We start from the raw sequence: 14,438 nt of genomic DNA on the forward strand, positions 1-14,438 counted from the left end.
TTAAAAATAATAATGCCTAATTAAGCTACAGAAACCAATTCTTCATTTGAAACTTCTTCATAAAAAGTATAGAAGTTTTCAAAATTTTCGGTTAAGTTATAAGCTAAAGTTGGCTTATTTGAATCTTTAACAAATTTTAACAAAGAAGCGTCAAGGTTTTCGTCAGCTAAAACAACTGCATCAGAGTGCGTAATAGCACCAACATGCAAACTGTTAACATCAGCACCTTCGTAAGCTTTGGTATCATCTTCAGTCATGTTTGCCATAACCGCTTTTTTAGAAAAATTAGCATTTAATTTCTCTGTAAAGCCATCCTCATAAACAGAATAAACAACTCTTGAATTTTTGAAAGTCGGGTCGTTTTTATACGTTGTTTTGATGTAAGCAGGCACTAAAGAACTCATCCAGCCATGACAATGAACGATATCTGGTGCCCATCCTAATTTCTTAACGGTTTCTAATGCACCTTTGCAGAAGAAAATTGTGCGCTCATCGTTATCATCAAAGAATTTTCCGCTTGCATCTCTAAATACTTGCTTGCGTTGGAAATATTCTTCATTATCCAAGAAATAAACCTGCATACGAGCCGCAGGGATAGAAGCTACCTTAATAATTAAAGGGTTATCATTGTCATCGATAATGATGTTCATTCCAGACAAGCGGATTACTTCGTGTAAACGATTTCTTCTTTCGTTGATGTTACCAAATTTCGGCATAAGAATGCGGATTTCGAATCCTTTCTCTTGCATTGCTTGTGGTAATTGACGGGTGATTTCAGAAATTTTAGTAAGCTCGAGGAAAGGCGACATCTCGTGTGTAACAATCAGCAGCTTCGTTTTTGCCATCTCCATATTTTAAGAAAATATTAAGTTAAATAAAAGATAATGAGCTGCAAAGATAAGAATAATAATACTATTTATCAATATAGCAAGTATTTGTTTGCTTAGTTTTAGATTAATTTACACCTTTACGCCTTTAATTTAGATTGTCCGAATTGGAAATATTTAAAACTAAAGATGCTCTTAAAGCATACTTAAAACCTTTAAAGGCAGCAGGTAAAAAAATAGCACTTGTACCAACCATGGGTGCACTGCATAATGGCCATATTTCGCTAATTAAACAAGCGCAACAAAACGCCGATATTATTATTTGCAGCATTTTCGTTAACCCAACACAATTTACAGATCCAAAAGATTTGGAAAAATACCCCCGACCGATTGAGCATGATTTAGCCATGCTAGATGAAGCGGGTTGCAATGGTGTTTTTATGCCAAATGTAAATGAAATGTATCCTTCTGGAGAAAATGAAAACTGGCACATTGATTTAGGCAAAGCCGAGTTTTTACTAGAAGGTGAATTTAGAAAAGGACATTACCAGGGCGTAACTCAAATTGTAAAAAAACTTTTTGATGCGGTAGAACCAGATATCGCTATGTTTGGGCAAAAAGATTTCCAACAGGTATTGATGATAAAAAATATGCTTGCGCATTTTAACTTACCCATTACAATTTTTACCTGCCCGATTATCCGCGAAGATGATGGTTTAGCGATGAGCAGTAGAAATATACATTTATCATCAGCTGACAGAATCCACTCTTTAGTTTTGAGCAAATCGCTTCAGTTTGTTCTAGATAATTACGATAAGTTTTCACTAACTGAACTTCAGGAAAAAGCTAAAAACTTTTATAACGGAATTGAAGGCGTAGAATTAGACTATTTTACAATTGCCAACAGCGATACTTTAGAACCTGCTACCTCAAAAGAAGAAAAAAATCAAATTGCACTAGTTGCTGCAAAAGTTGGCAATACCAGGTTGATTGATAATATGATTATTAGATAATGAATGAGTTTTGATTGATTGAATTAGTGAATGGTATATTTCAATAGCTAATTTAATCACCCAAATATTTAATCATTTTTGTTCTGCCCACCCTTCACAAATCCAATCAATCTCTAATTCTATCATTTCATTAATTCTATAATTCATTATTACTAACTTTGCCGAATGGTTATCACAATATTAAAATCAAAAATACACCGTGTTAGAGTTACACAAGCCGAATTAAACTATGTAGGCAGTATTACGATTGATGAAGATTTAATGGACGCAGCTAATATTATTGCGAATGAAAAGGTGCAGATTGTAAATAATAACAACGGAGCACGTTTCGAAACTTACGTAATAAAAGGGGAACGCGGTACTGGTACAATTTGTTTAAATGGCGCAACAGCCCGATTAGCACAACTTGGAGATGTATTAATTATCATGTCTTACGGTTCATTACCAATTGACGAAGCTAAGAAATACAACCCTATTCTTGTTTTTCCTGATGATAACAACCATTTATTAAAATAAAAGCTTTTGAAACTTGACCTAAAAACAGCGTTAAAATATATCATCCTGTTTTTAATAGGTACAAGTGTTCTATACCTGGCTTTCAAGGATCAGGATTTATATAAAATCTGGTTAGAAATTAAAGCCGCCAACTTCTTTTGGATATTTATTTCAGCATTTGCCGTTATTATTGCCAACATTATCAGGGCACTGAGGTGGCAAATGCTTTATCAATCCATTCAATACAAACCTAAATTCTGGAATATTTACCATGCTGTTATGATTGGCTACCTGGCTAATCTGGCTTTGCCAAGGTTTGGAGAGATTGGCAGATGCTCGGTGATGCACAAAACCGAGAAAATCCCGATGTTTCTATCGATTGGTACGGTGATTACCGAACGACTATTTGACGTGCTAATGTTGCTTTTCAGTGCCTCAATCATGCTGATATTTCAATACGGTTTAGTTTCTAACTTCTTTCAGGAAATCATTTACAAAGCTATTTTAAATAAAATCACATCAGCTAACTATTCCCTATTAATCGGACTTACAATAATATTATTGATTATTCTTAGTGCTTTAATTTATTTTTTGAGACAACGATTTAACAGAAAGTTTTTGAAAATATTTGTCGGCCTGCGACAAGGATTTGGCTCCTTCGGCAAACTCCAGCAAAAAGGATTGTTCTTGACTTATACCTTGTTAATTTGGCTTTGTTATTTAATTTCAATCTACACATGCTTTTTTGCAATGGAACAAACTACAGCCTTATCAATTAGCGCAGCATTTACCGCAGTAGTATTTTCTGGTTTTGCAATGGCAGCACCTGTTCAAGGTGGCATTGGAGTATTCCATTGGATGGTTGCCAAATCATTGGTTCTTTACAATATTCCCTTCAATGATGGGTTAGCTTACGCCACAATCATCCATTCATCACAAGCACTTGTAATTTTGATTTTAGGCGGATTAAGTCTGCTGGTTGTTTTGGTTAAGAAACAACCGACTGCCACGGCAGGTTAATATACTCCCTATCTCCTCGATTATATATCGGTATTATCTCGGTATCCAACTCCGTATAGAGACTGGGAATAAATCGTAGATAAACTGGATGATTACAGGATGATAATTATTATACAAATAATGGTGCTTTGTATTTAAGATACGACTCATCTATTAAAAATAATACTATGCAACCATAGTATTTTCAATCTATAAACCCTACATTTGATTTACTAACCTTTTATACATAAATGTTATGCATTTCGAATTAAATGAAGAGCAATTAATGATACAACAGGCTGCCCGTGATTTTGCGCAGGAAGAATTAAAGCCTGGCGTTATAGAACGAGATGAACACCAAAAATTCCCGACAGAGCAGGTTAAAAAACTAGGAGAACTGGGCTTTTTAGGAATGATGGTTGACCCAAAATATAATGGAAGTGGCCTTGATGCAATTTCATACGTTCTCGTTATGGAAGAACTTTCTAAAATTGATGCATCTGCATCGGTTGTGGTTTCGGTAAACAACTCTTTAGTTTGTTACGGACTTGAAGCTTATGGAAGCGAAGATCAAAAAGAAAAATACCTTAAACCTTTGGCTTCGGGTGAAAAAATTGGTGCTTTTTGCCTTTCCGAGCCTGAGGCAGGTTCAGATGCAACTTCGCAACGCACAACTGCAGAAGATAAAGGCGATTACTATCTGCTAAACGGAACTAAAAATTGGATAACCAATGGCAGTACGGCATCAACTTATTTAGTTATTGCGCAAACCCATCCAGAACTTAAACACAAGGGCATTAATGCTTTTATCGTAGAAAAAGGCATGGAAGGTTTTACAATTGGCCCGAAAGAAAATAAACTTGGTATTCGAGGGTCCGATACACATTCTTTAATGTTCAACGATGTTAAAGTCCCAAAGGAGAACAGAATTGGAGAAGATGGATTTGGTTTTAAGTTTGCTATGAAAACCCTCGAGGGCGGAAGAATCGGAATTGCTGCGCAAGCATTAGGCATTGCTCAGGGAGCTTTCGAGTTAGCAACGCAATATGCCAAAGAGCGGAAATCTTTTGGTAAACCGATTTCTGAACACCAGGCAATTGCTTTTAAACTTGCTGATATGGCTACACAAATTGAGGCGGCCAGATTATTGGTTTACAAAGCCGCCTGGTTAAAAGACCAAGGATTACCTTATACACAAGCAGGTTCGATGGCTAAATTATATGCTTCAAAAGTTGCTATGGATGTTACCGTAGAAGCTGTTCAGGTGCATGGTGGCTATGGTTTTGTAAAAGAATACCATGTTGAACGCTTAATGCGTGATGCAAAAATTACTCAGATTTATGAGGGAACATCAGAAATTCAAAAAATGGTGATTTCGAGGGAAGTAATCAGATAGTCTTGAATCCGAAGTCCATAGTCCGGAGTCTAAATCGACTCGAGACTATGGACTTTCGACTTTCAGATTTATTCTTTTTCCCCTGCAATTGCGCCAAATATTGCCTTGATTAAAGCGACAACAATTGCTAAGAAAGCTGCTGATAGAAAGCCGCTTGTACTGAAGGTGGTCATCATATTATCGACAAGCAAAATCATCAATACTGTGATAATAAATGACATTAAACCCAATGTTATAAAGTTTACGGGGAAGGTTAAAAGCCTTAAAATAAAGCCAATAGTTGCATTGGCTAATGCAATTAAAACTGCTGCAATAATCGCGTTTCCAAATCCATCGATACTTACGCCGGGCACTAATTTTGCGCCGATAAAAAAGGCAAGCCCCATTAACAGCACTTCGATAATTAATCTCATAATGTTTAATTTAGTAAAATGTTTAAACCAGTTAAATTTGTGTTTTTGTTGTCTTTGATAATAAATATAGCTTCTTGCTCTAACACAAACAAGAATCCTGTTATTAAGTTTTCGGCTGATAGCAATTTAATTATCATCAAAAAGATCGATGAAACAAGCCTGTATCAAGTCAAGAACAACCTAAGTCTCGATTCTTCTAATTTGGTTTCTATACTGTCGATACCGAATGTTACCGATAGTCTGCAAGACGAAGAGAAAGTTTCAGGAACATTGAAGCTGCTTGCTGATTCTATAGTTTTTACACCCGAAGAAAATTTTATCAAAGGCAAAACCTACATCGTTGAAACCTATTTAGGAACATCCTTTGCAGATAAGAATAAGTTATTTAAAGGTAAAATTACGCACAATCTTCAACCCTATGTTCAGGTGTTAAAAAGATAATCCAAAGTGTAAATTACTGTATAAGAGTTTGATTATTTGCAAAATATTTGTACATTTGCATCGTAATCGAAGAAAAGAGAAGGGGACCATGTCCCCTTTTTCTATGAAATCAGGTTAAAATATGCAGGTAGAAAAGAGAGTAACAGCACTCGTAGAGGAAAAAATTGCAGACAGACCAGAGTTATTCCTGGTTGAAGTAAAAATGTTGCCAAACAACAAATTAATTATCCATGTTGATGGCGACGAAGGTATAAGCATACAGGATTGTGTGGCAATTAGCAGGCATGTTGGTTTTCATCTAGAAGAGGAAAATGCAATAGAGCAGGCTTATAATTTAGAGGTTTCTTCTCCTGGTGTTGGCGAACCGCTAAAACTTATCCGCCAGTACAATAAAAACATTGGTCGTACAGTTAGTATAAAACTAAAAGAAGGACAAAAAAAAGAAGGTAAACTTTTATCAGTTACCGAAAATAACTTGCTGATTGAAGAATCAGTTAAACAAAAAGGGAAAAAAGCGGTTTTGGTTGAAACAACTGTTCCGTTTAATGATATAATAGAAACAAGTGTGTTAATTTCATTTAAGTAAAATGAGTACTACAACAATTAATTTAATTGACTCTTTTCAGGAGTTTAAAGATTTCAAAAATATAGATCGCCCTACGGTGATTAGTGTGTTGGAAGAAGTTTTTCGTAGCATGTTGCGTAAAAAATACGGAACAGACGAAAACTGTGATGTTATCGTGAATCCTGACAACGGGGATTTGGAAATCTGGAGAACGAGAAAGGTGATGGAGGATGGATTTTCTGAAGATGATGATTTAGAAATTGAACTTGCTGAGGTTTCTAAATTAGACAGTACTTTAGAAGTTGGCGATGACTACATCGAACAAATTACTTTAGAGAGCTTTGGACGTAGAGCTATCCTAGCTGCCCGCCAAACTTTGGTTTCTAAAGTATTAGAATTAGAGAAAGACGAAATTTTCAAAAAATATAAAGACCGCGTAGGTGAAATCGTAACCGGTGAAGTTTATCAGGTTTGGAAAAAAGAAACTTTGGTTTTGGATGATGAAGGCAATGAGCTTTTAATGCCTAAAACAGAGCAAATTCCTGCTGATTATTTCAAAAAAGGAGATTCTGTAAGAGCAGTAATTTCTAAAGTAGAAATGATTAACGCTAATCCAAAAATTATCATTTCGAGAACAGCACCAGAATTTTTGCAACGTTTATTCGAGCAAGAAGTTCCGGAGATTTTTGATGGTTTAATTACCATTAAGAAAATTGTTCGTGAACCAGGAGAGCGTGCTAAAGTTGCGGTAGAATCTTATGATGACCGTATCGATCCGGTAGGTGCTTGTGTGGGTATGAAAGGTTCTCGTATTCACGGTATCGTTCGCGAATTGAAAAACGAAAATATCGACGTGATTAACTTCACAAATAATATTTCATTATACATCACCCGTGCTTTAAGCCCGGCAAAAATTACCTCTATTAAACTAGATGATGAAACTAAACATGCATCGGTTTACTTAAAACCAGATCAGGTTTCATTAGCAATTGGCCGTGGTGGACATAACATTAAATTAGCCGGAAAACTAAGCGGTTATGAAATTGATGTTTATCGCGAAGCAGGTGAAGAAAACGATGAAGATGTTGATTTAGAAGAATTCTCAGATGAGATTGATAGCTGGATCATCGATGAATTAAAGGCTATCGGTTGCGATACTGCTAAGAGTGTATTAGCACTTACAGTAGAAGATTTGGTAAAACGCACCGACTTAGAAGAAGAAACCATTAAGGAAGTGGTTCAGATTTTACAGTCAGAATTTGAATAAGTGGTGTAATTACCAAATAAACACTACTTTTGTATTAAATAAAAAATAACAGGAGCTAAATGTCAGACGACAAACCAATCATTTTAATTAAAGCTATTAAAGAACTTAATATAGGCATGGGTACGGCCGTTGAGTTTTTAAACAAAAAGGGATTCTCAGCCGAGAAAAGCCCTATGTTTAAACTTACGGGCGATATGTATAATGCCTTATTAAAAGAGTATCAGGGAGATAAGATCGTAAGAGAAGAAGCCAAACAAATAGTGATTGGTAAAATACGTCGTGACGAGCCTGAGACTGAAAAGCCAGCTGAAGCACCTAAAAAGAATACCGATTTCGAGAAAAATGAAGAGATTTTGATAAAAAATGCTCAAACATTTACGCCTCCGGTAGAAAAGCCAAAAGCTGAGCCTGAAAAGGTTGAGATACCAAAAGTAGAGCAGCCTGCCACGGCTGCTGCCGAACCTGTTAAGGAAACTAAACAGGAAGAAAAAGCAGAAGATGGCAATTTACCAGGTGTAAAAGTTGTTGGGAAAATCAATCTAAATGATTTAAACTCAAAAACTCGCCCTTCTAAAAAAGAAGAAGCACCAGTTGAGGCGCCTAAAGTTGAAGCTGCTGCAAAACCAGTTGTAGAAACACCAAAGGTTGAAGAAAAACCTGTTGAGGTTAAAAAAGAAGAAGCACCAACTCCTGTTGTTGCTAAAGCTGAAGAAAAACCTTCACCAGTTGTTGAACAACCTAAGGCAGAACAAAAGCCAGTTGAGCAAAAACCTGCTCCTGCCGCAACTAGTTCTGAACCGGAAGTAATTAAGGCACGTACTGTTAAACTTACGGGACCAAATATTATTGGTAAAATTGAGTTACCTACAACTCCAGACAGAAGAAATGGTCCGGTTGCATCATCTAGTGATAGTGAAGCTGCTAAACGCAAACGTAAACGTAAAAAAACTCCAGGGGCACCAGGACAACATGGTGGTCAAGGACCGCAAGGCCAAAATCCTGCTGGTCAGGGTCAGGGCGGTGCGCCAGGACAGCCACGTCAACAATATCAAGGTAACAGACCAGGTGGTGGAACTCCATACCAGGGTAATAGACCTGCAGGACAAGGCGGAACTCCATATCAAGGAAATAGAAATAATAACAGACCAGGTTTCCAAAACAGAAATGCTACACCAAGCGGACCTAAAGAAGAACCTACTGAGAAAGAAATTCAAGATCAAATCAAGGCAACTCTTGCTCGTTTAAGCGGCGCAGGTAAGTCTGGTAAATTTGCTCAACGTGCTAAATTACGTCGTCAAAAACGTGATGATGTGGCTTCATCGGCAGAAGAGGCAGCAAATGAACTTGAATCGCAATCAAAAATATTAAAAGTAACAGAATTTGTTACGGCTAATGAGTTGGCGAACATGATGGATGTTCAGGTAACCAAAATTATTGGTACTTGTATGAGTCTGGGTATGTTCGTATCAATCAACCAGCGTTTAGATGCTGAAACCTTAACCATTGTTGCTGATGAGTTTGGCTACGAAATTCAATTCGTAAAACCTGATGAAGAAGAAGACAACGTAATTGAGGAAGAGGATAACGAAGAAGATTTAATCGAAAGAGCTCCGGTTGTTACGATTATGGGACACGTTGACCACGGTAAAACATCATTGCTGGATTATATCCGTAAAGCAAATGTTGTAGCTGGTGAGGCGGGTGGAATTACACAGCACATTGGTGCATACATGGTAACAACACCTTCTGGTAAAAAAGTAACCTTCTTAGATACGCCTGGTCACGAAGCCTTTACAGCGATGCGTGCCCGTGGTGCTAAAGCTGCCGATATAGCAATTATTGTTATTGCGGCGGATGATGCAGTAATGCCTCAAACTAAAGAAGCAATAAATCACGCACAAGCTGCAGGTGTACCATTGGTTTTTGCATTTACGAAAGTAGATAAACCTGGTGCTAACGCAGATAAAGTACGTGAACAGTTATCAGTAATGAACATTTTGGTTGAAGATTGGGGTGGTAAATACCAATCTCAGGAAATTTCGAGCAAAAGTGGTTTAAATGTTGATTTGCTTTTAGATAAAGTATTATTAGAAGCTGAATTATTAGAACTTAAAGCTAACCCTAGCAAAAGAGCGACTGGTACAGTTATCGAATCGGCCTTAGATAAAGGACGCGGTATTGTAACTACAGTATTGGTTCAGGCTGGTACACTAAAAGTTGGAGACCCAATTTTAGCTGGTAGTTATAGCGGACGTGTTAAAGCGTTAACTAATGAACGTGGTGCTAAAGTAGATTCTGCAGGCCCATCACAACCAGTACAAGTATTGGGTATGCAAGGCGCACCAACAGCTGGTGATAGATTTAATGCACTGGAAAGTGAAAGTGAAGCTCGTGATATTGCAAACAAACGTATGCAGTTACAACGTGAGCAAGGTTTACGTACACAGAAACACATTACACTTGATGAGATTGGCCGTCGTTTAGCGATTGGTAACTTTAAAGAACTTAACATCATTGTTAAAGGTGATGTGGATGGTTCGATTGAGGCCCTAGCCGATTCATTATTGAAACTTTCTACTGAACAGATTCAAATCAATATCATTAGTAAAGGTGTTGGTCAGATTTCAGAATCTGATGTATTGCTAGCTTCAGCTTCTGATGCGATTATTATCGGTTTCCAGGTTCGTCCATCAACAGGTGCACGTAAACTTGCAGAAGCAGAACAAATTGATATCCGTTTATATTCTATCATTTACGATGCAATCAACGAGATTAAATCGGCAATGGAGGGTATGTTAGACCCAGAATTTGAAGAGAAAATTGTGGCTAACGTTGAGATACGCGAAACTTTTAAAATTACTAAAGTTGGTACCATTGCAGGTTGTATGGTATTGGATGGTAAAATTACACGTAATAGCAAAATCAGAATTGTTAGAGATGGTGTTGTAATTTACACTGGCGAACTAGCATCTTTAAAACGCTTTAAAGATGATGTTAAAGAAGTTTCTAAAGGTTATGAGTGTGGTTTAAACATTCAAAACTTTAATAATATTGAAGTTGGAGATATTGTAGAAGCTTACGAACAAGTAGAAGTAGCAAGAAAATTATAATTAAAATTTCTTATATAACAAGAAAGCCCCGAAAATCTCGGGGCTTTCTTGTTATATAGCTTTTTCAGGATTAACCCTCCAGCTCTTTATCCAAATGCTCTGTAACCCTTTGAATTGTATTATCAATCGTATTACTTAAAATAGTTATATAAGAGCCTTTCTCAGCCGTATCAATCGCTTCTTGAAGACAAGCTGTACTTTTATTATTAATCACGATTTCCTTATTAGGATCAACCTCTTTAATACCCTTCACTAACAAATCTACAAGTTCCTGTTGGTCGCGGCCACGTAGATATTTCTCCTGACAAACATAAATTTTATCAAACATCTGAGCAGAAATTCTAGCAGTTTCGATAATATCCTCATCTCTTCTATCACCAGTCCCAGAAATTATACCAACATGCTTTGTGGCTTCAACAGACTGTAAGAAAGCTTTTACGCCATTAAAACCATCAGGATTATGTGCAAAATCAACTAAAACCTTAAAATCTTTAAAGTTAAAAACGTTCATTCGTCCAGGCGTGTGCGCTGCAGAGGGAATGAAGGTTTCTAAAGACAAACGGATATCTTCTGGTTTGTAGCCCCATAAATAAGCTGCAAGTGTTGCTGCCAGTACATTTTGAATCATGAAATTCACAGAACCACCAAAAGTTAGTGGAATATGTGTTGCCTTATCTACTCTCAACTTCCAATCTCCAGTTTTAATGGTGATAAATCCGTTTTCGTAAATGGCAGCAACGCCACCCTTTCTGCAATGTTCTTTAATAACCGGATTATTCTCATCCATACTAAAGTAAGCAACATTACAGCGGGCATCTTTTGCTATACGTACACAATAGCCGTTGTCTGCATTTAAAACAGCCCAACCTTTTCTTCTAACTGCACCAATTACAACAGCCTTAACTCTTGTTAAATCATCGAGTGTATGAATATCAGAAATTCCTAAATGATCTTCCTGAATATTGGTTACGACACCAATATCGCAAGCATTAAAGCCTAAACCAGCTCTTAAAATTCCGCCGCGAGCCGTTTCAAGCACTGCAAATTCTACCGTTGGGTCTTTTAAAATAAATTCTGCACTAACCGGCCCGGTGGTATCTCCTTTCATCAACATCGTGTTATGAACGTAAACTCCATCAGATGTAGTGAAACCTACACGCTTTCCATTGCTTCGCACAATATGCGCTATTAAACGCGTGGTGGTTGTTTTACCATTTGTACCCGTTACCGCTATAATCGGAATTTGAGATAATCTGCCTTGCGGATAAAGCATATCGACAACCGATGCTGCTACGTTTCTAGGTAAGCCCTCACTTGGTGCAAGGTGCATTCTAAATCCTGGTGCAGCATTAACTTCTAAAACAACACCTCCATTTTCGGTGAGCGGTTGTGTTAGGTTTTGTGCCATGATATCAATTCCGCAAATATCTAAGCCAATAACTCTTGATATTCTTTCGCAAATAAATATATTTTGAGGATGCACAATATCTGTCACATCAATTGATGTACCGCCTGTACTTAAATTTGCTGTCGATTTCAAATAAACAACTTCTCCTTTTTCAGGAATGGTATCCAGTGTATATTCCTTTTTTGCAAGTAAATCTAAAGTATCTCTATCAACAGTAATTTCTGTTAATACATTTTCGTGGCCATAACCACGACGAGGATCTTCATTTTCTTTATCAATTAACTCTTGAATGGTATGCATTCCATTGCCTTTAACATGGGCCGGATCGCGTTGTGCTGCTGCTACAACCTTATTATCAATTACAAGTACTCTAAAGTCATAACCCGTAATAAACTTCTCAATAATAACCCTTCTTGAATATGTCTTGGCATATTCAAAAGCAGCTTTTGCATCTTCAAGTGTTTTCACATTTATGGTAGCGCCTTTACCATGGTTTCCATCCAAAGGCTTAAAAACTAGCGGAAAGCCAACCTTTTCCACTGATGCTTCTACATCGTCAGGATTTGAAATGGTAACACCTTTAGCTACAGGAATTGCAGCTTCGGTAAGTAATCGTTTCGTTTCTTCCTTATTACTAGCAATATCAACCGCAATACTGCTTGTTTTTTCGGTCATTGTTGCACGAAAACGCACCTGATTTTTACCATAACCTAATTGAACAAGGGAACTTTTATTTAAACGAATCCACGGAATACTTCTGCTAACGGCTTCTTGTACGATTGAAGCTGTACTAGGACCTAAAGCCTCTAGCTCACGAATCTCTTTCATCCGACGGATGTCGTGCTCTAAATCGTATTCAGTTCCATCTATTAAAGCCTGCGCAATATTTACAGCCGCTTCGGCAGCATAAACACCAACTTTTTCTTCCAGATAGGTAAAAACAACATTATAAATACCTTCAGTTTTGGTTTGACGAGTTCTTCCGAAACCAGTATCCATACCAGCAATGGTTTGAATTTCGAGTGCGATATGCTCAATAACATGCCCCATCCATGTTCCTTCTTTTACCCTTGTGAAAAAACCTCCCTCAACACCTTTCGAACAACGATGGGTAAACATGCTTGGTAAAAGTTTCTCAATTCGTTCACTAAATCCTTCAATGGTGTTAGTTGGCCTTTGCTCTAAATCTTCCAAATCTAAACGCATTTGGATTAGTTTTTTGCGACTGATTGACCAAATGTTTGGCCCTCTTAATACTTGTATATTTAATATCTTCATGTAATGTTTTGCTTCGTTTAATAAAGAGTGGAAATGGCCGTTTTAATTATTATTTGAACGAAATTTGGTGACTGTAAATTATACATTTATTTTTAATTAGTAACGATCAAATAGCTAAATCAATTTAAAGTGTATTTGTTTTATTTTGATTATAAAAAAGATTAACGCTTGCAAAAATTCTATTAACGTTTGTTAATAACCTGAATATTATTGACAAAAAAAGTCGTGTTTTTTATCATAAGCTGATATATTTGAGTTTTTCGTTAAATAATAATACACAAAGAATGGTTCCGAAAGGTAAACTCATCATAATAGGTGGTGCAATAAATACAGGCAGTTTTGCAGAAACGCAATTTGGGCTGACTGAAAACATGAATTTTTTTGAGCGTGGAATTTTAAAAAGAATTACTACAGAATCTTTAAAAGATGCTGAATCGCGATTTGAAATCATTACCACAGCATCATTAATGCCCGAAAAAGTGGGCGAAGAATACATAAAGGCTTACGCTCAGTTAGACGTTCATAATCTTGGCGTATTAAATATTGCAAACCGTGAAGATGCAAATGCTGAAGAAAATTGTGAAAGAATTAAAGCGGCAGAGGTTATTATTTTTACCGGAGGTGATCAATTAAGGTTATCCTCAATTTTTGGGGGCACAAAAATCCATCAAATCCTTTTAGAAAAATACAAGAATGAGCCAGTAGTAATTGCAGGTACATCTGCAGGTGCTGCAGCAAGTTCAAAAAACATGATTTACCAAGGAAGCAGTAAAGATGCATTGCTTAAAGGCGAAGTAAAAATAACGGGTGGCTTAGGTTTTATTGATGATGTTATTGTGGATACACACTTTGTTCAGCGTGGTAGAATTGGGCGTTTATTATATGCAGCAGCAAGTAACCCAGGCAATCTAGGTATTGGTTTAGGAGAAGATACTGGATTGTTTATCTCAGATGGCCATATTATGGAGGCTATCGGTTCAGGAATGGTAATTTTGGTTGACGGCAGAAACATGGCAGACACTAACTTAACTGATGTTGAAATGGGACAACCAGTTTCCATAAAAAATATGGTTGTACACGTGATGTGTGATGGCGATGTTTATGATCTGAAAGATCATAGCTTAGTGATTCATCACCCAAAAGTTGTTCCGGTAGGATAGTTCAGCAAGCTTAAAGCAAAAGGACAAAGCAAATCTTAAAACCTCTTAATCTTGATACCTGATACT

Annotated in this window: 12 protein-coding genes; 9 read left to right on the forward strand and 3 right to left on the reverse strand. The window is 36.9% G+C overall.

Annotated features, from left to right (window positions below; genetic code table 11):
* Positions 1 to 20 precede the first annotated feature (20 nt).
* Positions 21 to 845 carry a glycogen/starch synthase gene (locus R2Q16_RS14425; protein ID WP_316737939.1) on the reverse strand — a complete coding sequence of 275 codons (825 nt, stop codon included), beginning with the start codon at positions 843 to 845 and terminating at the stop codon, positions 21 to 23.
* A gap of 149 nt (positions 846 to 994) precedes the next feature.
* Here R2Q16_RS14425 and panC point away from each other — a divergent pair, with 149 nt between their 5' ends.
* The 4 genes from panC to R2Q16_RS14445 all read left to right on the forward strand — a co-directional run bounded on the left by panC (position 995) and on the right by R2Q16_RS14445 (position 4,730).
* Entirely contained in the window at positions 995 to 1,840 is an 846-nt protein-coding gene (gene panC, locus R2Q16_RS14430) for a pantoate--beta-alanine ligase (protein WP_316737940.1), read from the forward strand.
* A 165-nt stretch (positions 1,841 to 2,005) separates the two neighbouring features.
* Positions 2,006 to 2,356 carry an aspartate 1-decarboxylase gene (gene panD / locus R2Q16_RS14435; RefSeq protein ID WP_047800032.1) on the forward strand — a complete coding sequence of 117 codons (351 nt, stop codon included), beginning with the start codon at positions 2,006 to 2,008 and terminating at the stop codon, positions 2,354 to 2,356.
* A gap of 6 nt (positions 2,357 to 2,362) precedes the next feature.
* Positions 2,363 to 3,355 (forward strand): lysylphosphatidylglycerol synthase transmembrane domain-containing protein, encoded by a 993-nt coding sequence (locus R2Q16_RS14440; RefSeq protein ID WP_316737945.1) that lies wholly within the window; start codon positions 2,363 to 2,365, stop codon positions 3,353 to 3,355.
* Between the two features lie 235 nt (positions 3,356 to 3,590).
* Positions 3,591 to 4,730 carry an acyl-CoA dehydrogenase gene (locus R2Q16_RS14445; RefSeq protein ID WP_316737947.1) on the forward strand — a complete coding sequence of 380 codons (1,140 nt, stop codon included), beginning with the start codon at positions 3,591 to 3,593 and terminating at the stop codon, positions 4,728 to 4,730.
* Positions 4,731 to 4,798: 68 nt separating this feature from the next.
* On the opposite strand, the gene R2Q16_RS14450 is transcribed toward R2Q16_RS14445, so the two are convergent.
* Complete coding sequence (locus tag R2Q16_RS14450) at positions 4,799 to 5,143, reverse strand: phage holin family protein (protein WP_316737948.1); 345 nt, start codon at positions 5,141 to 5,143, stop codon at positions 4,799 to 4,801.
* Between the two features lie 18 nt (positions 5,144 to 5,161).
* Between R2Q16_RS14450 and R2Q16_RS14455 the strand changes: the two genes are divergently transcribed.
* The 4 genes from R2Q16_RS14455 to infB all read left to right on the forward strand — a co-directional run bounded on the left by R2Q16_RS14455 (position 5,162) and on the right by infB (position 10,526).
* Complete coding sequence (locus R2Q16_RS14455) at positions 5,162 to 5,584, forward strand: hypothetical protein (protein WP_316737949.1); 423 nt, start codon at positions 5,162 to 5,164, stop codon at positions 5,582 to 5,584.
* A gap of 121 nt (positions 5,585 to 5,705) precedes the next feature.
* Complete coding sequence (rimP, locus tag R2Q16_RS14460) at positions 5,706 to 6,170, forward strand: ribosome assembly cofactor RimP (RefSeq protein ID WP_316737950.1); 465 nt, start codon at positions 5,706 to 5,708, stop codon at positions 6,168 to 6,170.
* A 1-nt stretch (position 6,171) separates the two neighbouring features.
* Positions 6,172 to 7,416 (forward strand): transcription termination factor NusA, encoded by a 1,245-nt coding sequence (gene nusA, locus R2Q16_RS14465; RefSeq protein ID WP_316737951.1) that lies wholly within the window; start codon positions 6,172 to 6,174, stop codon positions 7,414 to 7,416.
* 59 nt (positions 7,417 to 7,475) lie between these two features.
* Entirely contained in the window at positions 7,476 to 10,526 is a 3,051-nt protein-coding gene (infB, locus tag R2Q16_RS14470) for a translation initiation factor IF-2 (protein WP_316737953.1), read from the forward strand.
* A 70-nt stretch (positions 10,527 to 10,596) separates the two neighbouring features.
* On the opposite strand, the gene cphA is transcribed toward infB, so the two are convergent.
* Entirely contained in the window at positions 10,597 to 13,212 is a 2,616-nt protein-coding gene (cphA, locus tag R2Q16_RS14475) for a cyanophycin synthetase (protein ID WP_316737955.1), read from the reverse strand.
* Between the two features lie 251 nt (positions 13,213 to 13,463).
* Here cphA and R2Q16_RS14480 point away from each other — a divergent pair, with 251 nt between their 5' ends.
* Positions 13,464 to 14,372, forward strand: a complete 909-nt coding sequence (locus R2Q16_RS14480) for a cyanophycinase (protein WP_316737956.1) — start codon at positions 13,464 to 13,466, stop codon at positions 14,370 to 14,372.
* The last annotated feature ends 66 nt before the right edge of the window (positions 14,373 to 14,438 follow it).

This window comes from Pedobacter aquatilis, from assembly GCF_032678425.1.
In the GTDB taxonomy this organism is placed as follows: domain Bacteria; phylum Bacteroidota; class Bacteroidia; order Sphingobacteriales; family Sphingobacteriaceae; genus Pedobacter; species Pedobacter aquatilis_B.